22 protein-coding genes and 1 pseudogene are annotated in these 21,179 nt (G+C 47.0%); 7 read left to right on the top strand and 16 right to left on the bottom strand.

Annotated features, from left to right (window positions below; translation table 11 throughout):
* The 6 genes from ilvA to NLX74_RS18520 all read right to left on the bottom strand — a co-directional run bounded on the left by ilvA (position 1) and on the right by NLX74_RS18520 (position 5,781).
* Entirely contained in the window at positions 1–1,287 is a 1,287-nt protein-coding gene (ilvA, locus tag NLX74_RS18545; RefSeq protein WP_254329588.1) for a threonine ammonia-lyase IlvA, read from the bottom strand.
* Between the two features lie 219 nt (positions 1,288–1,506).
* Entirely contained in the window at positions 1,507–2,346 is an 840-nt protein-coding gene (locus NLX74_RS18540) for a carbohydrate ABC transporter permease (protein WP_029517136.1), read from the bottom strand.
* Between the two features lie 3 nt (positions 2,347–2,349).
* Complete coding sequence (locus tag NLX74_RS18535; RefSeq protein ID WP_254329587.1) at positions 2,350–3,312, bottom strand: carbohydrate ABC transporter permease; 963 nt, start codon at positions 3,310–3,312, stop codon at positions 2,350–2,352.
* A 27-nt stretch (positions 3,313–3,339) separates the two neighbouring features.
* Entirely contained in the window at positions 3,340–4,632 is a 1,293-nt protein-coding gene (locus tag NLX74_RS18530; protein ID WP_235307292.1) for an ABC transporter substrate-binding protein, read from the bottom strand.
* A gap of 240 nt (positions 4,633–4,872) precedes the next feature.
* Positions 4,873–5,097 (bottom strand): small acid-soluble spore protein Tlp, encoded by a 225-nt coding sequence (gene tlp, locus NLX74_RS18525; protein ID WP_013308822.1) that lies wholly within the window; start codon positions 5,095–5,097, stop codon positions 4,873–4,875.
* A 72-nt stretch (positions 5,098–5,169) separates the two neighbouring features.
* A complete protein-coding gene (locus NLX74_RS18520) occupies positions 5,170–5,781 on the bottom strand; it encodes an alpha/beta hydrolase (RefSeq protein ID WP_254329586.1) in 612 nt (203 codons plus the stop codon).
* 218 nt (positions 5,782–5,999) lie between these two features.
* On the opposite strand from NLX74_RS18520, the gene NLX74_RS18515 reads away from it, so the two are divergent.
* Together NLX74_RS18515 and NLX74_RS18510 are read left to right on the top strand one after the other, a co-directional pair.
* Positions 6,000–6,311 (top strand): autorepressor SdpR family transcription factor, encoded by a 312-nt coding sequence (locus tag NLX74_RS18515; RefSeq protein ID WP_254329585.1) that lies wholly within the window; start codon positions 6,000–6,002, stop codon positions 6,309–6,311.
* The gene (locus tag NLX74_RS18510; protein ID WP_254329584.1) at positions 6,308–6,964 is read left to right on the top strand and encodes an SdpI family protein; all 657 of its coding nucleotides are present in this window, start codon (positions 6,308–6,310) and stop codon (positions 6,962–6,964) included. Before NLX74_RS18515 ends, NLX74_RS18510 begins: the two co-directional genes overlap by 4 nt.
* 132 nt (positions 6,965–7,096) lie before the next feature.
* Here NLX74_RS18510 and NLX74_RS18505 read toward each other — a convergent pair whose 3' ends face one another.
* On the bottom strand, positions 7,097–7,921 hold the full coding sequence (locus NLX74_RS18505; RefSeq protein ID WP_235307288.1) for an aldo/keto reductase: 825 nt from the start codon (positions 7,919–7,921) through the stop codon (positions 7,097–7,099).
* 44 nt (positions 7,922–7,965) lie between these two features.
* Complete coding sequence (locus NLX74_RS18500; RefSeq protein ID WP_250259376.1) at positions 7,966–8,259, bottom strand: putative quinol monooxygenase; 294 nt, start codon at positions 8,257–8,259, stop codon at positions 7,966–7,968.
* Between the two features lie 161 nt (positions 8,260–8,420).
* Here NLX74_RS18500 and NLX74_RS18495 point away from each other — a divergent pair, with 161 nt between their 5' ends.
* The 5 genes from NLX74_RS18495 to NLX74_RS18475 all read left to right on the top strand — a co-directional run bounded on the left by NLX74_RS18495 (position 8,421) and on the right by NLX74_RS18475 (position 13,972).
* The gene (locus tag NLX74_RS18495; RefSeq protein WP_254329583.1) at positions 8,421–10,094 is read left to right on the top strand and encodes an ATP-binding protein; all 1,674 of its coding nucleotides are present in this window, start codon (positions 8,421–8,423) and stop codon (positions 10,092–10,094) included.
* Positions 10,087–10,815, top strand: a complete 729-nt coding sequence (locus NLX74_RS18490; RefSeq protein ID WP_254329582.1) for a response regulator — start codon at positions 10,087–10,089, stop codon at positions 10,813–10,815. The genes NLX74_RS18495 and NLX74_RS18490 overlap by 8 nt, the downstream gene beginning before the upstream one ends.
* Positions 10,816–11,016: 201 nt before the next feature.
* Positions 11,017–11,997 carry an ABC transporter substrate-binding protein gene (locus NLX74_RS18485; protein ID WP_250259379.1) on the top strand — a complete coding sequence of 327 codons (981 nt, stop codon included), beginning with the start codon at positions 11,017–11,019 and terminating at the stop codon, positions 11,995–11,997.
* Positions 11,994–12,998 carry a FecCD family ABC transporter permease gene (locus tag NLX74_RS18480; protein WP_254329581.1) on the top strand — a complete coding sequence of 335 codons (1,005 nt, stop codon included), beginning with the start codon at positions 11,994–11,996 and terminating at the stop codon, positions 12,996–12,998. The genes NLX74_RS18485 and NLX74_RS18480 overlap by 4 nt, the downstream gene beginning before the upstream one ends.
* Positions 12,995–13,972, top strand: coding sequence for a FecCD family ABC transporter permease (locus NLX74_RS18475; RefSeq protein WP_254329580.1), 978 nt, complete (start codon positions 12,995–12,997; stop codon positions 13,970–13,972). The genes NLX74_RS18480 and NLX74_RS18475 overlap by 4 nt, the downstream gene beginning before the upstream one ends.
* Before the next feature lie 40 nt (positions 13,973–14,012).
* Here the strand turns inward: NLX74_RS18475 and NLX74_RS18470 are convergent, their stop codons facing one another.
* The 8 genes and pseudogenes from NLX74_RS18470 to NLX74_RS18435 all read right to left on the bottom strand — a co-directional run bounded on the left by NLX74_RS18470 (position 14,013) and on the right by NLX74_RS18435 (position 21,140).
* Positions 14,013–15,266, bottom strand: a complete 1,254-nt coding sequence (locus NLX74_RS18470; RefSeq protein ID WP_254329579.1) for a serine hydrolase — start codon at positions 15,264–15,266, stop codon at positions 14,013–14,015.
* A 183-nt stretch (positions 15,267–15,449) separates the two neighbouring features.
* Positions 15,450–15,875 carry an OsmC family protein gene (locus NLX74_RS18465; protein ID WP_023987060.1) on the bottom strand — a complete coding sequence of 142 codons (426 nt, stop codon included), beginning with the start codon at positions 15,873–15,875 and terminating at the stop codon, positions 15,450–15,452.
* 54 nt (positions 15,876–15,929) lie between these two features.
* Positions 15,930–16,679 carry an amino acid ABC transporter ATP-binding protein gene (locus tag NLX74_RS18460; protein ID WP_081112529.1) on the bottom strand — a complete coding sequence of 250 codons (750 nt, stop codon included), beginning with the start codon at positions 16,677–16,679 and terminating at the stop codon, positions 15,930–15,932.
* 14 nt (positions 16,680–16,693) lie between these two features.
* A complete protein-coding gene (locus NLX74_RS18455; protein ID WP_039272371.1) occupies positions 16,694–17,341 on the bottom strand; it encodes an amino acid ABC transporter permease in 648 nt (215 codons plus the stop codon).
* Positions 17,342–17,426: 85 nt separating this feature from the next.
* Positions 17,427–18,284 (bottom strand): substrate-binding periplasmic protein, encoded by an 858-nt coding sequence (locus NLX74_RS18450; protein ID WP_254329578.1) that lies wholly within the window; start codon positions 18,282–18,284, stop codon positions 17,427–17,429.
* Positions 18,285–18,383: 99 nt separating this feature from the next.
* Complete coding sequence (locus NLX74_RS18445) at positions 18,384–19,061, bottom strand: TetR/AcrR family transcriptional regulator (RefSeq protein WP_235307279.1); 678 nt, start codon at positions 19,059–19,061, stop codon at positions 18,384–18,386.
* A gap of 399 nt (positions 19,062–19,460) precedes the next feature.
* A pseudogene (locus NLX74_RS18440) lies at positions 19,461–19,946 on the bottom strand (NADP-dependent oxidoreductase); the annotation flags it as partial.
* Between the two features lie 111 nt (positions 19,947–20,057).
* Positions 20,058–21,140: an alkene reductase gene (locus NLX74_RS18435; protein WP_235307278.1), complete on the bottom strand. Its 1,083-nt coding sequence runs from the start codon at positions 21,138–21,140 to the stop codon at positions 20,058–20,060.
* Positions 21,141–21,179 lie beyond the last annotated feature (39 nt).

Raw genomic sequence — 21,179 nt, 5'->3', positions numbered from 1 at the left:
TCAAATTAACATATTAAATAGATTTTCGTTTTTGTTCAGTTCCGTATATTTAAGCCCCTTGCGGTTCATTCGTTCAATTAAAGGAAGATAGTCTTCCTTGTGAAACAGCTCAATGCCGACCAAAGCTGGTCCATTTTCCTTATCATTCTTTTTCGTATATTCAAACCTAGTAATATCGTCGTCCGGTCCAAGCACATCCTGTAGAAACTCACGCAGTGCCCCAGCTCTTTGTGGGAAATTCACCATAAAATAATGCTTCAGTCCTTCGTAAATTAGGGACCGTTCCTTAATCTCCTGCATACGATCTATATCGTTGTTACCACCGCTGACGATACAGACAACCGTTTTGCCTTGAATTTGCTCGCGATACAGATCAAGTGCTGCAACAGGCAGTGAACCCGCAGGCTCCACAACAATCGCATTTTCATTATACAGTTCCAGAATCGCGGTACATGCTTTGCCTTCCGGTACCTTCACAATATCGTCCAAGGTGTGTTTACAAATATCGTATGTCAGCTGACCCACACGCTTCACCGCAGCTCCGTCAACAAACTTGTCTATTTGATCCAGTGTAACCACCTTGTGCAAACGCATCGCTTCCGTCATCGACGCCGCGCCGAGGGGCTCCACGCCAATTACCTTGGTGGACGGACTCACGGTTTTAACATACGTACCTACGCCTGCCGCCAAACCGCCGCCGCCAATCGTTACGAACACATAGTCCATAGGTGTATCTAGGCTCTCCATCACTTCCATCGCAATCGTACCATTGCCCGCAATAATTTTCGGCTGATCGAACGGATGGATGAAGGTCATTGCCTGCTCGCTGCATACCTTCATGGCCTCGTCATAGGCATCGTCAAACGTGTCTCCGGTCAGAATGACCTCTACACTGTTACCGCCAAAGCGACGAACCTGCTTCACCTTCTGATTGGGCGTTGTACTCGGCATAAATATTTTACCGTGGATACCAAGTGCGTTACATGAAAAAGCCACACCTTGCGCATGATTCCCTGCACTCGCACACACGATGCCTTTTTCCATTTGCTCAGGGGTCAAACTGCGGATCATGTTGTAAGCTCCACGGATTTTAAAGGACCGCACGACTTGGAGATCCTCTCTTTTCAGATACACATTACAGTTATATTTGGCCGATAGGACGGCATCCCTCTGTAAAGGTGTACGTACAATCACCTCACGCAGCATATGATGCGCTCGTACAATATCCTCCATGCCAACGGCTGACGTCATGGCCGGGTCAGTTTTCTGGGTTTCTGTTGGTTCCATAGGTTCTCCACGCTCCGCCTGAATATTTCTGTATTTGAAATCTTTCAAATATCATAACACGTTTACCCATAGCTTGTGCAGATGATAGTCATGAAAATGAAAATGAGAATGAAAATCAATCAAATCTAAAAAAAGGCAGACCGGGACAATGCCCGATCAGCCTTTTCTGACGTTGCACATTTCTTGTACTCCGTTGCTCTATTTATAATACCTTTCCGATTATCCTTTTACTCCGCCTGCCGTCATCCCTTCAATAAAGTAACGCTGGAAGAACAGGAACACGACGAGAATCGGTAAAATAGCCAAAACGGAACCCGCGATCAGCACATCATAATTGTTGCCATATGGCGTCAGCAGACTGGACAGTCCAATTGGCAGTGTCAGCATGTCGTTGGTACGCAATACAATCATCGGCCAGAGGAAGTTATTCCAACTGTTCATCGCCTGCAAAATAGCCATTGCTGCAAATGCAGGCGCCATCAGAGGCATCATAATTCGCACGAAAATGCCATATTCTGAACAGCCGTCAACCCGTGCAGCATCCATGAAGTCCTTGGGAACACCACTCAAATATTGACGGAAGAAAAAGATCGGGATCGGCGCGACGACGAATGGTAGAATTACACCCCATACTGTATTGATCAGCTTCATGCCGATCATTAGCTTGTAGAGCGGCAGCATGATAATTTCTACCGGGATCATCATCACGACCAGCACCAGTGTGAAAATCACATTTTTCAATCTAAAACGGTACATCTCCAGACCATAGCCTACCATCGCGGACAATATCAGACATAACACCGTAAACAAGACGGTAATGACAATACTGTTCCAGTACCATTGAAAATAATCCGTCGTCCCCTGAAAGATGAACGCATAGTTTTTCAGGGACATGATGTCCCACTCCAGCTTAAGATTCAATCCGTAGCGCAATAGCTCCGTCGATGGCTTGAACGAGGCAAGCGTCACAGCAAATAGCGGAAACAGGGCAAATCCGGCAAATAGAATAAACAGGACAACGAGCAATGCGGATAACGAGCCTTTTTGTTTCTGAGCCATCGCTTAATCCTCCTTCCGGAACATGCCGAAAAATTTGAGCTGGATCAGGTTCAGCACTAGTGTAAATACGAGCAATACAATGCCCACCGCAGCTCCGAAGCCCATACTGTTCTGCTCTAGACCTTGGCGATAGAGATAGCCAACAATTGTTAAACCAATATCGTTCGGGGAGTTATTTCCGTTCCACAACATGTAGCTCTCCGTGAACATGGACAAACCCGCATAAATGCTAATCGTAAATACGTAGATCGTTACTGGTTTCAGCATAGGAATCGTAATCCGCCAAAATGAATCAAAACGACTGGCTCCATCAATCTGCGCAGCCTCATACAACTCAGGAGGAATGTTCTGGAGTCCCGACATGTAGTACAACATATTTACGCCCAACCATCTCCACAAGGCCAGCACAATCAACGCTAAAAAGCCGGTGTTCGCATTCATTAGCCATTTGTAAGGCTCCAGACCGAATACCTCCAACAGGGAGTTCATCAGCGAACCATCCAATTCCCCGAACATGAGGCGGAAGATCGTTCCTGCTACCACCACCGAGGTTAGTGCAGGTATAAACATCACGGAGCGAAACAACCCTCTGCCCGGCATTTTAGGCGAATTCAGCAATACTGCCAATACCAGCGGCAGAGGAATCAGCACGACTAGTGTAAGCAGCGTATACAGTACGCTGTTCAATATCGCCTTTCCAAACGTAGGATTGATTAAGTCCTTATAATTTTCCAGTCCAACATAAGTTGTTATCCCTGGCAGGACTTCCTGAAAGCTCATAATGACCGTCGAGATGACTGGATAGGCAAAAAATAGCGCAAAGGACAATAAAAATGGAAGGACAAACACATACGGTGCCGTACGGCTGGAATGAATAAAGCGACTCCATCGGCTTCTGGTCGGACGCTGAGGTTGTGGCGGCTGACCTGTCGGTACATTAGCGTTCGTATGAACGGGCGTTGCCATGAATCTCACTCCCTTTCCTGTTGGGGTCTATCTCAGTTCATCTGCCAGCTCATGTAGCACCGTGGCTGGATCTTCGCCATTCTGTAGTGTCCGATAAAGTATTTTATTGCGCACAGCACTGGCAATATCAGGTGTTTTCGGTCCGATATGCACCGCATTGATTTCATCTTTGACTTCGATGAGCGTGTCAAAAATATTCGTTCCGAAATACTCCGTAAATTTATTCTTGGCTTTGGCTTCCGGCATGGTCCACACTTCACTGCGGATGGGATCAAAACCAAGCTGCTTCCAGATCTCCACATTCCCTTGCTTGGATAGCTTGGCAAAGGCTAGAAAGCGCATCGCCAGATCTTGGTGCTCTGATTGGTTCGTGACTACTGTTCCGGTTCCGCCCATACCCGCTGAGCGAAAACCGCCTTTTTCCCACGCTGGCATGGGTCTGATGATGATTTTCCCTTTCAGGTCAGGCATGTAATCCGTAAAACGTCCCATATACCACATCGGCATCCATACCGAAGCGGCCCCACCTTTGTTCATAAACCCGTAGTATTCCTCCATGTGGTGCCCGCCGCCTGGTGCGGGAATAGCGATTTTGTCTTTTACCATCTGCTGAAGAAACTCGAGTGTTTTAATATTCGTTTCGTTATCCAGCGTTAACTCGCCCTTGTCATCCAGAAAATCCGAATTCTGCTGGGAGATCATCGGCCAATAGTTCCACAGGTCATTCGTTTCCAGGGTCGCCATCGGCTTGCCTGTTTTCGCCAGCACTTGCTTGCCTGCAGCAGCATAGTCTGCCCAGGTGACGATGGAATCCGGGTCTACCCCCGCCTGATCCAAAATTTCTTTATTGTAATACATCACTTCGGCCCCGACATGGAAATCAATACCGTAATACTTCCCGTCTTTACCGTAAATCTGTACTCTGGAAGGCACAATGTTTTTGATCTCTGGGTCAATCACCGGATTGAGTGGGACCAGTTGCGGTATCCCTTTGAGGAAATTACCGATCTTGTTCACCTCGATATCCGCGATATCCGGCGCTCCCACCCCTGATTGCAGCGCAATCGACAGCTTGCTGTGGTGGTTGTCATAGGGGAATGTATTCGCTTTCAAATTAATCAGTTCATCAGGGTGCTGTTGGTTCCATTGGTCAGCCATTTGCAGAAAAAACTTCTCATGCAGTTCATTGAACGTCCATAATACAAGTTCTGTTCCCGGCCCATCCTTTTCATCGGTCTTGAAAGAACAGCCTTGCAGCAGTCCAGCCATCAAAACCACCGCCATAAGCATCAAAGCCATGCTTTTTCTTCGCAGCAGCATATCCTTCCCCCTTCGCATGATGAAATCCTAATTCATAAATGATTGCGCTTTCTTTTATTATTTAACATCAATACAAATTAGTTTACAACAACATTATTTATAAAATATTTATTTTCAATGCAGATTAGCGTCCCCCTTGCATTATAGGGGGAAAATGAATTGTATGAGGCTATGATGATTTTTGCATAAAAAAACGACCCAATTCCAATTGAAACTCGGAATTGGGTCGCGCTTTTTAAATTATTCTTGCGAATGTGCTGCTTCGTCCTTCACTTCTTCCCGAAATGATCTAATACTTTCTTTACGACGATTATTTTTTTCTTCGATCTGCTTACGCTCCTCGTTGCTGATTTCAGAGGAAAATTCGTTTAGATATCCTTCAGCTTCATGCAGGTTCTGCTGTGTGTTCTGAATACTTTGTTGCAAATGTTCAACATTGTCGGCTCGATTATCTGGTTTTGCCATTCGTTTGTCGCCTCCTAATAATGGGTCGCTCAGTAGAGCGCTAATCCGTAGCTTGATCGCTATCGAATCATTTTATGCATTAAAATGCTCCCCAAACCACTTTCCTGCGGCTTCGGCTTCAGTCCGAGTCAATTGATGACCATTGCGTTCCCAATACGCATTCACCTGCGCACCAGCACCTTCCAGTAAAGCTTGCAGCTCACGGGATTCCGTGACCGGAACGATCGGGTCATTTTCACCGGAAGACAGATATACAGGGATACCGTTTAAATCAGGCAAATTCAGCCCACGCAGCGGCACCATCGCATGATGCAGAATAGCTCCACGCAGCGCTTTTGCATCGTGAAAGAGCATACTGGCCGCTATGTTTGCTCCATTGGAATAGCCAAGAGCCACCACGTTATTACGGTCAAAATCGTATTGCTCTGCAGCTGTATCCACAAATTCGCTCAGTTCTTTGGTGCGAAATACGAGATCCTCAATGTCGAACACTCCTTCTGCCAAACGGCGAAAGAAACGCGGCATCCCATTTTCCAGCACATTTCCTCTCACGCCTAACACAGAAGCTCCCGGTGCTACCATCTCAGCCAAAGGTATCAGGTCTTGTTCGTTCCCGCCTGTACCATGCAACAGCAAAATAACCGGGGCTTGCGGATGAGTTCCTTTACGAAATACGTGTTTCATTTATATTTCCTCCTCAGTTTTCTTTAAATTAAGATTCTTATTTTTAGTATAAATTAATTATAGCCAACTTCGCTACCTTTTACAAACCTAATGAGTATGATTTAAATCTTTTTTTTCTAAAATGATGTATTGTTCCGTTGACATGTATTATAGCTCTATTTTAATATGATATTAGATATTTAGAATATTATCTAAATATCTAAAGGAGGAAATGTATTTTGAACGATGCCTTCAAAGCTTTGGCTGATCCGACCCGGCGTACAATCTTACAGCTTTTAAAGGAGAAAAGTATGAGCGCAGGCGAAGTGGCTGAACATTTTCAAATTAGTAAGCCCAGCATCTCCCACCATCTCAATATCCTGAAGCAGGCTGGGCTGGTACTGGATGAACGACAGGGGCAAAACATTATCTACACCCTGCATACAACGGTTGTGGCGGATGTCATCGGCTGGATGTTCAGTATCGCCCACTCTGATATCCCTGCCAAGAAAAATGTGAATCATATTAAGGATAGGGAGGAATCTAAATGAAATTGCGAACACCTTGGAGCTTGACGGATGTTTTGACGACTTTGATTGCCTTATCACCTGCTATAGGCGCTTTACTGCTGTATAACCGGCTTCCCGATGTGCTGGCCTCTCATTTTAGCTTTGACAATACAGCAGACGGGTATATGAGCAAAGGTGGTTCTATTATCATGCTCGTGCTGTTGGGTCTAGTACCGCTGGTCATTCGATTAGCCCGCTATATGGACCCCAACAGAGCAAATTATGAGAAATTTTCAAAAGCCTATGAAGTTACGCGTATAGGTACTTCTCTGATCCTCGCTATAGCTGGTTGGGGAATGCTGCTGTATAACCTGAACATACGACTGCAAATGAATACTATAATTTTGGGTATAATAGGCCTGCTGCTGATGGTGATGGGTAATTTTCTGACTCAGGTACAGCCGAACTATACCTTCGGTATCCGCACGCCGTGGACTCTGTCTAACCCCGAGGTGTGGCGTAAAACGCACCGTTTCGGCGGACCTATGATGATGCTCGGTGGTGCTTCGGGTTTGGTAGCGGCATGGGTCGGTGGAGTGGCCGGGACGGTCATTTTTCTCACCGGGCTGGGTATATCCGTCGTCACCCCCATCCTCTACTCCTTCCTCCTGCATCGCAAATTAAATCAACAGTAGGATACAGGACGTGGTAACTCTGTCCAAACGGACAAAAGCGTATGAGATGATCCCAATGCATAAATAAAAAAAGAACCTCCCATCCACGATTAACGTAGAATAGGAGGTTCTTTGTACATTTAATCTTTAATATTAGAACAGTAGCTTATCGGGATGAGTGCCTACACGCTCATCAAGATGAAGACCATTGATTCGTTCAATATCCTCAGCCGTCAATTCAAAGTCGAATAAATCAGCATTTTCGCGAATACGATGCGGGGTTACAGATTTGGGAATCGTCACAATCCCCCGATCCAGATGCCAACGCAAAATAACCTGCGAAGAGGTTTTACCGTATTTGGCAGCAATCTCAACGATGTCCGCTTGCTCGGTTAATTTCCCCTTCATCAGTGGACTCCACGATTCAAGCTGAATCTGGTGCTCCCGGCAGTATTGATGCAGTTCTTGTTGAGTCAGACGAGGGTGAAGCTCTACTTGGTTGATGACAGGAACCATGTTGCTGTCTTTGAGGAGGTCTTCGAGATGGTGAACTTGGAAGTTACTAACTCCGATAGCGCGTACGCTTCCTTCTTCATACAGTCGTTCGAATGCCTTCCAGGTTTCCTTGTACTTATCCTTGCCAGGCCAATGAATGAGATACAGATCAATGATATCCAGACCCAGCCGCTTACGGCTTTCCTCAAAGGCACGCAGTGTTGAATCGTAGCCCTGATCCTGATTCCATAGCTTGGTGGTTACAAACAGATTTTCTCTAGACGTCCCACTATCACGAATGGCTTGTCCAACCAGTTCCTCGTTACCGTAGATCGCCGCTGTATCAATGTGACGGTAACCGACCTCAATAGCTGTTTTGACCGCTTCGTAGACCTCATTGCCTTCCGCCTTGTAAGTACCAAAACCGAGCCAAGGCATCTGAACTCCGTTATTCAGTACAGTTGTATCCGCAATGTTCCCCATGTCTATTCCTCCTGTTCCTGATTATGAATGATCCAACGGGATGATTACAGTTTAGTTGCATCCTGAAAAGCATTCACTTGAAGCGGGGCAGCCAACAATTCTTTAGCCGCGGCAACAAATGCCTGGAAATGGGCAGAATTATTATGGAAATCTACAGCAGCAGCATCTTTCCACTCTTCAACCATCGTAAATGCGTTGGGATCATTCAGATCCTGCATTAACGTGTAGCGTACATTGCCTTCTTCAGCTTGGGATGCGCTGATCAGCCCTTCGGTTTGTTGCAAAAAAGCCTCTCTTTTTTCAGGTAAAACTTTCATATCGGCATGAATAATAATCATTTTATGTTCCTCCTCGTATTATGTAACTATTTCTATTATAGACCATTCTTTCGAAAGAATAAAAGTGCGGGCGTTTCTGTAATACAGTAAAATAGATCGTATGGGGGAGAAGATCAGCAGATCCGTTCCTCCTATATTTTGTTTAACGGCGGTGAAGGCATGTGCGTTTTCAGACAAAACTAATGGTATTTATATCCCTTTTAGTACTGGTAGTTACCGGGCTGTTGGGATTATCCTTTCGATATATGATTACCTCCGCTCTATATGATGAAATCGGAGAAAGGGCGCTCACCGTCGCCAATACCCTCGCCGTAGATGCGCAGGTCAGAGACGCTCTGGAGCAGACTGAGACGACGCAATTGCGTTCGCGTATCAACGAGGTCATAAAACCTGTCCAAGCCAGCAGCGGCGCTGATTTTATTACTATTGCTGATCGTCATCTCATCCGGCAGTGGCATGTAAACCCGGAGCGCATCGGCACGCCTATGATTGACCCCATGAATGATAAGGTACTGCAAGGGCAGTCCTTTATCACTGAATCGACGGGCTCTCTCGGACCGTCAATACGCGCCAAAACAGCCGTTTATGATACGCAAGGTAAGGCCATCGGGCTCGTCTCTGTAGGTTTTTTAATGACAGATGTGCAGCAAAATATTCGTACATACACATATGCATGGCTCTGGTTTATGGTGGGCGCGCTGATGATCGGCATATTGGGAAGCCTGGTTATAGCGCAACGGGTACGCCGCGCACTGCATGGACTGGAGCCAGTGGAGATCGGACGGCTGTACCAGGAAAAGCAAGCTATTATTGAGTCCATCGGCGAAGGGATTATCGCGGTGAATAGTAACGGACAAATCACACTTGCCAATCCACAGGCAGCTCGCTTGATCGGACTCCCGCCGGAAACCTCTATCTACGGATGCGACCTTCGTCACTTGACAGGTGTTCCGGATGTACTGATTGATATGCTTGTTGCCGATTACACAGTAGAGCATTCAACGACGGGGCCAGATCAGGGACAGTACATATGGAATGAGGAAATTGAGGTCCAGCAGCGAATTGTAGTCGTCAGCCGTGTGCCGATCCAGGATCGTTCCGGTCGCATCATGGGCACGGTTGCCAGTCTGCGTGACAAGACCGAACTGCTCCACATGACACAACAGTTGACAGAGGTCAAAGATTACGCGGAAGTACTGCGATCACAAACACACGAATACGCCAATCGGCTGTATCTCATATCCGGCCTGATTCAGTTGGAGTGTTATGACGAAGCAGTGGACTTTATCACACAGGAGTCAGAGGAATATCGTGTACACAGGCCGATTGCCACAGCTCTCCTGCCCGATTCAATCATCGCCAGCCTACTGATCGGTAAGAAGAAACAGGCGCTGGAAAAAGGGATTTTACTCCATTCTGATATTAAAGGAGCATTCTCAACCCAGTCTCCTACGTTAGAGTGGTCCTTTCTCGCTTCCATAGCCGGAAACCTGCTGGACAATGCCATGGAAGCTGTTGCGATGTCCTCCATCTCTGACGGACAGGTCTGGTTCCGGCTTGAAGAAACGACTGAAGCCATCATCGTCGAAGTTGCAGATAACGGATCGGGAATTTCGGACGATATCCAAGAAAAGCTGTTTGTCAGAGGAGCTTCGACCAAAGCAGAAGCAGGACATGGATATGGCCTTGCTCTCGTGCTGGAGTACACTGAACGAATGGGCGGCTCTATAGAAGTGCACAAACGTCCTGGTGGAGGAAGTATTTTTGAGGTATACATTCCTTTAATTAGGACAGATACGAGTAATGATGCAAAAGGAGGTTATGCCCATGAATGAGCGGGTTTTATCGGACATTGAGGTTCTTATTATTGAAGACGATCCGCGAATTGCGGAGATTAACTGCCGATTTATTGAAAAGGTGGACGGGTTCACCGTATGTGCAATCGCGACGAACGAATTTGAGGCAAAACTTCAACTGGACGTGCTCCGTCCTCCTCTAGTCGTGCTGGATGTTTATTTTCCCGATACGGATGGTCTAACCCTGCTATCGTTCATCAAGCAACACTATCCGGGTACAGATGTTATTATGCTGACTGCCGCCAAAGAAGCTGAAACAGTGGTACAAGCCGTTCGAGCAGGCGTGTTTGATTTTATCGTAAAGCCGCTTATATTCGAGAGATTGCGTGCGACCTTGGAGGAATATGCCCGATTTCGGCGACAAATCACAACATGGCAAGAGGAACAATCCACAGTCGAACAATCTGAAATTGACAGTTTGCTTCAAAGCGCGGGCACCGGTCGGATGGCGGGGAACGGAGTTGGAGAACTATGGGCCAAAGGCATCGATAAAGTAACTTGCGACAAAGTGCTAGATCTCCTGAATCGACGGGGTGAAGTGACTACAGGTACAGTGGGAATCGAGCTGGGTATGAGCCGTTCTACAGCCAGAAGGTATCTGGAGTATTTAGTGGAAAGTGGCGACGCGCACCACGATCAGGTGTACGGAACCGTCGGCAGACCGGAGCGTATCTATCGCCGACAGCGGAGGGATGCATAAACCGTCCAACTCTGATGTCCTGGTACTTCCCCCTCCTCCTATTCATAATTTTATTGAATTTAATTCACTTAATCGATCAAAACGGTTTAAATAACCACATTATTTACGTCCTCCTTCCCGATTGCTAGAATGATCAACAGTTAGTTGATTGATAATGATTATCAGTTTCTCTGATAATCATACTGGAACGGGGGATAACATATGGCAACACCGAAACAACCACTGCGCACAGGTATGCTGCTTGCAGCGGTCCTGGCACTACTGACGGTCATTATGGCGGGATGTGGAAGCCAGTCACAAGATAACAGCGCAGTAGCACCTCAAGCAACAGGCGACACTCGAATGATTAAACATGAGATGGGAGAAACCAAAGTTACAGGTACACCCAAAAGAATCGTAACCCTGGAATTCTCTTTTGTCGATGCCACAACCCAACTGGGCGTAACACCTGTCGGTATAGCTCAGGAAAATGACGATGATATTGATGGGCTGCTCGGCAAGAAAATCGACTTCACACCAGTAGGCACACGCAAACAACCAAACCTGGAAACGATCAGCTCCTTGAAGCCGGATTTGATTATTGCTGATCTGAATCGTCATAAAAGCATATACAAAGAACTTAGTGAGATTGCTCCGACCATTGTTCTAAAGAGCCGCAATTCTTCCTATGAACAAAACTTGGCATCCTTCGGTGTCATCGCCGATGCGTTGGGTGAGAAGGAAAAAGGCGAGCAAATTCTCGCTACGCATAAAGCTACAATGGAAAAGTTGAAAGAAGGCATCAAAGCTGGTGAGCCACGCAGCGTATTACTAGGGGTATTCCGTTCTGATTCACTATCGGCTCACGGCGCTTCATCCTTTGATGGACAACTACTGGAGCAAGCGGGTATCCACAATGCCCTTCAAAATACAAGCGAGCCTACCGTCAAGCTGACGCTGGAGCAAATTTCACAAGCGGATCCTGATGTGATCTTTTTGGTGGAAGCCGATGAGAAGCTGATTGCGGAATGGAAGCAAAACCCGCTTTGGCAAAACATTACGGCCGTCAAAAAAGGGGAAGTTTACGAAGTAAACCGGGCACTGTGGACCCGATACCGTGGACTCGGCTCAGCCGAAAAAATACTGGAGCAAGCCATTTCGCTTCTGTATCCCGCGCAAAGTAAAGGAGACGGCTCCCGTTGATCGGACAAGCCTCACGCGACCGGCTGAATAAGCCGGTCTTCTTTGCACTTATCGCTGCGTTGCTGGCTGGATTGCTGCTTAGCGTGGCGATTGGCCCAGTCAGGATGGACATCCCCACCATGCTGACTGCGCTGTTCACGGAGCATCCGTCTAAGGATCAGCTCATTGTCTTGACGGTACGCCTACCGCGTGCCGTTATTGGCCTAATTGTCGGGGCCGGGCTTGCCGTGGCTGGAGCCCTGATGCAGGCCATCACACGCAACCCGTTGGCTTCGCCGCAGGTATTCGGGGTCAGCTCAGGCGCTTCGCTGGCTGTCGTGCTGTCCGTCGTGCTGCTGCCGAATATCGGATCGTCCGGCAGTATTTATTTTGCTTTTGCCGGGGCCATCGCAGGTGGCTCCTTCGTATACGGGCTGGCCGGAACGGCGGGCATGACGCCGGTCAAGCTGGCCCTTGCCGGGATGGCCGTGCATCTGCTGCTGGCCTCCATCACCCAGGGACTGCTCGTGTTCAACGAGCAAATATCTGATGTGCTGTATTGGCTCGCCGGAGCCATCGACGGGTCCACTTGGGCCGACACGCGTCTGGTGCTGCCATGGTTCGCCGTGGGTATGATTCTTGCGCTGGCGCTGGCCCCCTCGCTATCTGTGCTGAGCCTCGGGACGGAGGTTGCACAGGGATTGGGACAAAACGTACGTCTTGTCCGCCTACTAGCCTCGGCCTCAGTGATTATGCTGGCAGGCTCTGCCATAGCGGTAGCCGGGTCCATCGGCTTTGTGGGCCTGATGGTACCGAATATCATCAAGATGTTTACAGGCGACAATTACAAACGGGTCATTCCCCTGTCTGCAATCTGCGGAGCTCTGCTGCTGACATATGCAGACGTGCTTGGACGATTTATTGCATTTCCTTATGAATCACCCGTTGGCATTGTAACCGCGCTGGTGGGTGCGCCCTTCTTTTTATATCTGGCGCATAAGAACGGGAGGGCTTCACGATGAAAAAAATGTGGATTTTACTCACGCTCATGCTAGGTGTTGCTTTTATAGCTATAGGCGTGGGCAGCACCTACATTACGCCCTCTGAGCTGATCAAGGCTCTAACGGACCGGAGTGCCACTTCCTGGTTCATCGTTCATCATTATCGGCTGCCACGTGGCCTGCTGGCTATCATGGCCGGAGCTGGGCTGGCAGTAGCCGGTGTTCTGCTGCAAGGCATGATCCGCAACCCGCTAGCCTCGCCAGATGTGGTAGGTGTATCCAAGGGGGCCGGCTTTGCGGCGGTTCTCGTCATCGTGCTACTGCCCTCATCCCCAGTGGCACTGCTACCTGTAGCCGCCTTTGTCGGGGCTGGGCTAGCTGCACTGTTGCTCGTACAGCTTTCGATGAAGGGAGGCATGCGTCCCAATATGCTAGCCTTGACCGGACTGGCGGTGGGCGCTATTTTTCAGGCTGCGACCGATTATATACTGGTCAAGTATCCACTCGAAGCCAGCGACACGCTCACTTGGCTAGCTGGAAGTCTGTGGGGCAAAGGCTGGGACGAAGTGTATGGGCTACTGCCGTGGTTAATCGTGTTGCTGCCTCTCGCCTATACACTACAGCGCAAGCTGGACATTATGAGCCTAGATGAGGAAAGCTCTGCTGGGCTGGGACTTAGCGTGAAGCGTGTGCGTACAGGACTGCTAGCCGTGTCAGTCGCCTTGGCTGCCTCCTGTGTCGCTGCCATCGGCTCCATCGGATTTATTGGACTGCTGGCACCGCATCTGGCACGGCGGTTATTTGGCAATCGCCACCGCTATCTATTGCCCGGTTCAGCGATGATCGGCGCCCTGATTCTCATCTTTGCTGACGCGCTGGGACGAGGTCTGAAGCCGCCGCTCGAAATTCCCGCTGGCATCGTGACAGCCGTCATTGGCGCGCCCTATTTTCTGTATCTATTGCTGCGGGAACGCAAACAAAAAGACAGCGGATAGGATGAGGATAAGAAGTTGCGCAGCGCAGCTAAACGCAGTACTATACCCTAGCGTTTAGCAGCGCTACCTGTACACCGATACGCCGATTAACTTCTTTTATAAACGATTCATCATGCAGTAGCCTCTTTTTAAAATCATTTATCATTTCGGGAAAGCTGGCATTTGTGCTTGGGTCCAAATCGTTAAAAAAGACAGCTAGCTCTGTCGAATGCCCTTCCTTATCTGTCGCATACATGGTCAGTGTCAAAGCATAAGCCGTGGAGCCACCTTTTTGCCCAGTATGTTTCAGGGATTGCTGGTTTTCAGGAAGAACCATAAATGGTTCCTCCAAGACCTCGGACAATAACTTTTGCTCAGCTTTTGTGAACCCTTGACGACGATTCAGCTTACTCATTAAAGAGGCATAATCGGCTGTCGTTGAAGCTATAAAGCGATCCGTATTGATACGATCATAATCCTGATCATACCAAGTCGTAATATCTGCGTTTCTCTTGTAAGAACCACTCACATCACGGCGCAGCTTGTTATGAATCACGCGGGCATATCGGCGAAATTCCGTATCAGACATCGCCTGAATGGCTTCTTTGGCAGAAATATTATTCTTTGTATTATTCCAATTCTCACCTTGTCTCTCCCTCATCCATTCGTAAGGAATCAAAATGGAGGATACAAACGGATAAATAGGATCATGATTTTTCAGCCCCATTTTGGCTCTCGTCCGATTGATCGCACCCACCCCCAGTTTGTCCATTAAATACTCCGCATTGGCGTTGGAACTGAATTGAATCATCCCCTTGGCGACGTCTCGTACAGATACAGTTTCATTCTGTATCCGCCCTTTAGCCTCCATATTCTGTAGCCACGCCGTATGAGCACCCCCATCCAAACCCGGCAAATAAAACCTTTCCAGCGAGATCAGCTTCACTCTCCCTTCCGGGTTAATCTTACCCACCATCGCTTGCTTGGCATATTCGATCGCAATGATTGTTTTGACGGTGCTCGCCAAAGGCATCATCCGGTTTTCCTCTTGGCCTGCCAGCTTTTTTCCATCTCTTAGAATCGTAATCGAAACTTTTTCTGCATTCGCCTCCACAAAATGAAGTAAACGGCGGGCAGCATCCTGTTCCTTCGTTTCTTCCTTAACGTCAGCTGCAATCGCAGATGTGGGCCGGACGGTATTCGGGGGATTAGCCACTTGATTCTGCATGAAAGATAGTAAGCCTGCCGCTACACCCATAACGATGAGTACTGTAGCCAAACTAGTTGCTACCACGATAAGGCGCTTTCGTTTCACTATTACCTCCCCCCGTATGCACTTCACACACAGGTTTATTTTTCCATTTTTATATTTCAATTTCTATTTTAAACGAAAATAGAGTACAAAAAGTTTCATTACGTGTCATATTTTCAAATAACATAAAAAAGAGAGCCTCCTGTATATAACACAGGCTGACTCTCTTTCACTATCCTTTAACACTTATGCTGGATAGGGTACTTCGGTTCCATTCAATATGAGGTGCATCCGAATTTCCGCTTTTAAGGAATCGGATACTGCACAATATTTTTCCTTACCCATCTGAATCGCTTTCCATACGCGGTAATCCGGAATATCTCCATCTACGTGGAATGTCAGATCAATCGCTGTAAAGCCTGTCGGCATTTCTTCCTTGCGCGTACCTTCTGCGTCAATATCGATGCGAGTAATGTCCGACAAGAAACGATCCAAAATCATCGTAATATCAATGCCCATACATCCCGCCAGACCCGCCAACAGCAGTTCCATGGGTGTCATCCCTTTACCATCACCGCCATAAGCCGCCGTAGCATCCATCCCAACGGAATAACCGGATGGACCCTCCGAAGTAAACGCGCGTTTGCCGTGCCAAGTTGTAGATACTTTCATGTTCAAAGGCCTTCTTTCCATCTTAATAATCTATGATTCATCCTCGATCTTACTTTAAAATTCACTGATTTGGCGTAAAAATTTCTGTGTTCTCTCATGCTGGGGAGTGTCAAAAAACGCCTGTGGCGCTGCCTCCTCCAAAATGATACCATCTGCCATAAATACGACCTTGTCCGCCACCTCGCGAGCAAATTTCATCTCATGAGTAACGACGACCATCGTCATTCCGTCTTGAGCCAGCTCTCGCATAACACCCAGCACTTCCCCTACCAGCTCGGGATCAAGCGCCGATGTCGGCTCGTCGAACAGCATAATCGCCGGGTCCATCGCCAGCGCACGCGCAATGGCAACTCGTTGCTGTTGTCCACCGGACAGACGTGAAGGATGTACATCCTGCTTTTCCGATAACCCCACCCGCTCCAACAACCGTTGTCCGATGGAAATAGCCTTGTCGCGCGGCATTTTTTTTACTGTCAGCAGTCCTTCAATGACATTGCCGATTGCGGTTTTGTGCGGATACAGATTGAACTGCTGGAACACCATCCCTGTCTGTTTGCGAATCTCACGAATGGCTGCTTGGCGGACACGAACGGGAGCCGTAGCATCGACCTCAATCCCATTCACCTCAAACTTGCCGGAAGACAGCTCTTCTAGACCGTTCAGGCAGCGCAGCAAGGTACTTTTACCTGAACCGCTCGGGCCGAGTAATACGACGATTTCACGAGCGGCAACCTGAAAATCAATGCTTTTCAAAACCTCTACCTGTCCGAATCGTTTACCTAATCCGTTAGTTGTTATCATCATCTATCATCTCCACCTTAATAAGCTCGAGCCAGACGCTTTTCCACCCGCTCCAGTATGGCGGAGAATCCAATGCTCATAATCCAGTACATCAGGCCAATTTCGAGCAAAAACGGCATGTAAAGCAAATACTGCGCCTGTAAAAGCTGTGCCTGCCGCATCAATTCACTGACCCCGATAACCGACACCAGCGACGTTTCTTTAAGCATACCTACAAATGTATTCCCCATCGGTGCAATTGCGATCCGTACCGCCTGAGGAAGAATAATACGCCACATCGTTTGACCAGGCGACATTCCCGTTGCATAAGCTGCCTCGGTCTGTCCCTGGGGTACGGCTAAAATAGCTCCACGGAACGTCTCCGATAAGTACGCCCCTGTATTAATGCTAAGTGCCAGACAAGCAGCTGTCAGCGATCCGAATGATATTCCATAATCATCCAGTCCATAATAAATGACCGCAATCTGCACCAAAACCGGCGTCCCCCGAATGATCGATACATACATGCGCGCCAGCCATCGAACAGGTCGATTCCCCTTCAACCGGGCCACAGCAACAATCAAACCAATGATTAGGCCAAAAAACATAGAGACAATCGTAATATATAGTGTATAATAAGCACCCTTTAATAAAAAAGGGACGTTCTCCCACATTAATTCAAGCATTGGTTATATTCCCTTCTTTCAGACGAGTGGCCCCATGTCAGCATGAAAGCCAAGACTGGAGCCAGACGCCTCTAACAGGCTTACGTTATTCTTTTGGCTCCTCGCCAAACCATTTTTTGAAAATTGTTTTGTAAGTGCCGTCTTCCTTCATTTCCTTCAAAGCCTTGTTCAAGGCTTCTTTGAGCTCAGGAGTTTTCTGGTTAATGGCTACACCCGCTTGATCCGATTTAATCGGCTCGCCTACGGCTTTAATTTGGAACCCGTTTTTATCGATAATGGGCTTGAGAGCATACAGATTGTTAATTGTTGCGTCAATACGACCAGAGTTTAGATCCTTTAAGGAAGTAATGACATCATCATACGTTTTAATCTCAAAATCGCCAACCTTCGGCAGTACTTCATTCCGCAGATAAGATTCATCATTCGTTCCCAAGCCGACACCAATGGTTTTGCCTTTAAAGTCCTCCAGCTTGGTAATATCATTTGTTTTGCTGTTTACGATAATATTTACATTGTTTGTGATATAAGGCTCTGTGAAGTCAATAGCCTTCTTACGATCCTCTGTAATCGTCACCTGACTAATCACTGCATCGAATTTTTTCTTTTGCAAACTTGGAACCAGTCCCGAGAATTCTTGTGCCGTGAACTCTGGTTTCACTCCAATCCGCTTCGCCAATTCTTTGGCGATATCCACATCAAATCCGTCCAATTCCTTGTTATCGTTCAGGAAATTGTACGGCGGATAGGTGCCCATCATGCCTACCTTAATTACACCAGCCTTCTTGATTGCTTCGAGCTGGTTACTCGCTGCCACATTACTGCTACCCGCTCCATTGCTAGTATTAGAAGCTTCTGGCTTAGTACCGCAAGCGCTCAGCACAAGGCTGAACAATGCCACAGCTATGAGTGTAGTTACCAAGAACCCTTTTTTACGTATTTTCATGTATCCTTCTCTCCTGTCTGGATGTAAATGATTGAGTTCATATATGTGATTTGGCTATATTATTTGTTGCCAACTACCCATTCATGCGATGTTGACCCTCTAGCTTTGACCTAATAGTCCATAAAACTCAAAATTAGCCGCCTCTGCTGCCAATCTTTTAGCAGTTATCTGCGTGATGTGGTCATATGTTCCCTCTGAACCGAATAGCCAGCGTGTAATGACACCTTCGATCATACTCATGAGTAGTGCCGCCCTTAATTCGACATCCAATTCAGCAGGCAACATGTTCAGCTCGATCGCTCTTTCCATATTGCGCCGGAATGCCAGCTCCATCGCGGCCCTTGTCTCTCGGATACTCTGGCGCACCGGTTCATCGACACCACTGCCGATCAGCAGCAAACCCATCAGATAGCGGTTCTCCAATGCAAAATCAAATAACCGAACAAACAGCGCCTCCGATGCCTTAACCATATCAGCCAGCGTTCCCGCATCACGGCGATATCCCTGTCCAATCGCTGACAGTAGTTGTTCACGACCGGTAGCGATAATCTCCAGCGCCAGTGCCTCTTTACTTCTAAAATGCCAATAAAACGTGCCTTGGGCTACTCCCGCCTCTACCACGATATCTGAAATCTTTGTTTGATGGTAACCCTGCTCGGCGAACCGCTTCAATGCAATGTGAAGAAGCTGTGTTCTGCGGTCTGTTTCTTCCCCCGCGTGCTCGGAAGGTTGGTCATTTGGGACGGTCTCGGACTGCTTCGCCTTTCGTGGCTGCATGGGTTCCCTCCTCCCGATTGATCAGTCAGTCAGTTTTGTATTTTTAATCCTATAGGATAAGTATACTTTTGTCAAAGAAAAAAGTGTCAGAAGAAAATAAAGTTTTGCTGCTCCAAGCGGCTTTTGAATTTTAACCGACAGATCCCATAAAATAAGTATTAGACTGGCGCCAACAAAAAAGACAGCGGCAGTCTTAGACTACTGCTGTTTTATTAAACTAACGTTCTCCTTTAGCGTAATCAGCCAAATGCTACGAAGCGTGAATGTGGTGTTATGCCAAGGCACCTTTCGAGCGTATTTCCAAAATTCATATATCCTCTCCTTAGAAGGTTACTATCACTTTTCCTTCGGAGTGGCCAGTAGAAACTTTATTTAAAGCCATGTTAATGTCATCAAAATTATAGCCATCGTACCAAAGCCGCCGGTTCCTCCAGAAATAAATAGTTTTTTATCGGGTTGAACATGAAGTACATCATGCAAGGCTTGATATGCAGTCAAAGCCGTGAGGGGTACCGCGGCGGCCTCAATAAAAGAAAGATTTTTAGGCATAACGGAAATCGCATCCTCATGGACTGCCGCATACTCAGCAAAAGCTCCGATTTTATTTATTGGCAGCCTCGTATAAACGGGATCTCCAACCTTGAATTTCACAACATCTTTTCCAACAGCCTCAATAACGCCGGATAGTTCGTTTCCTAAAGTTAAAGGGAAGTCATAATCGGCAATCATGCGAATACTACCATTTAAAATAAGAATGTCTAAGGGATTTACACCTGCAGCTTTTACTTTGATAAGAACCTCATGGTTATTGATTTCCGGTATTTTTATATTGTTTATTTCTAATTGGATTTGTTTTGAATATTTTTGCATTTGCGCAGCTTTCAATTCTTCATCTTCTCCTTTTCTCATTTATCTTAATTCCACATTCGTTTATTGGAAAAATTGATGGCGTACTTTAACTTGTACGCCATCATAAAGCAATATCCATGTTATTCTTTACTGATGTTGAGATTGAAGTTCTTTCATCGTAGGATAATCTGTGTAACCCTCGCTTCCGTTACCAGAGTACAATGTTTTACGATCTGCTTCATTCAAAGGAAAGCCTTCTTTAAGGCGTTCAACTAAGTCCGGATTAGCTAATGACCATACCCCGACTGGCGCCATATCAGCAAGGCCATTATCAATATCTACACTAAGATCTTCTAGAGCCCGTCCAGCTCTATTGACTAATAATGGATTTGGCCAGATGTTGCGAATTTCACGGAGCAGTGTTTCGTTCCCTAAATGCATAACATGGAGGTAAGCTAAATTATATTGAGCTAATTCTTTTACAAGGTGAAGATAAACTTCAAGACTGTGTTCGCCCTCATCAATTCCGTTAAGAGGTGTTCCCGGCGAAATACGGAAGCCTGTTCGTTCTGCTCCAATTTCTTCAACGATTGCTTTCGTTACTTCAATTGCAAAGCGAGCACGGTTCTCTATCGATCCACCGTATTTATCCGATCGTATATTAGAATTCTCCCCAATAAATTGATTAATCAGATAACCATTTGCTCCATGAATTTCAACGCCGTCGGCTCCTGCTTTAATAGCTGCCGCTGCTGCTTTCCGGAAGTCTGCAATTGTCGTCTGGATATTTTCTTCACTTAACTCTCTTGGAACGGGTATTTCCTGCATCCCTTTAGCCGTAAACATTTCTACACCGGGTGCGATCGCAGATGGTGCAACGGGTTGACGATGATGTGGTGTATTGTCGGGGTGCGACACACGACCGACATGCATTAATTGGATAAATATAAATCCACCTTCTTCATGTACCGCATCCGTAACCTTTTTCCAACCTTCAATATGCTTTTCCGTATAGATGCCCGGTGACCTTAAGTAACCTTGACCATCATCAGAAGGTTGTGTGCCTTCAGTAATAATTAAACCCATCGATGCTCTTTGAGCATAATAATGGGAAGTTAGCTCTCCCGGCGTACCATCCTCTTGCGCTCTACTACGTGTCATTGGTGCCATCGCTAACCGATGAGGTAATTCCAGGTTGCCAATTTTCGTTTTGCTCCACAGTTTTTCCATTTTAAAACCCCCTCTTTGAATTGAGTTTATTAACTCCAA

The sequence above is a fragment of the Paenibacillus sp. MZ03-122A genome (assembly GCF_024213325.1).
GTDB classification, from domain to species: domain Bacteria; phylum Bacillota; class Bacilli; order Paenibacillales; family Paenibacillaceae; genus Paenibacillus; species Paenibacillus polymyxa_B.
The sequence above is the reverse complement of the archived record's forward strand: the minus strand, read 5'-3'. Positions and strand labels throughout refer to the sequence as shown.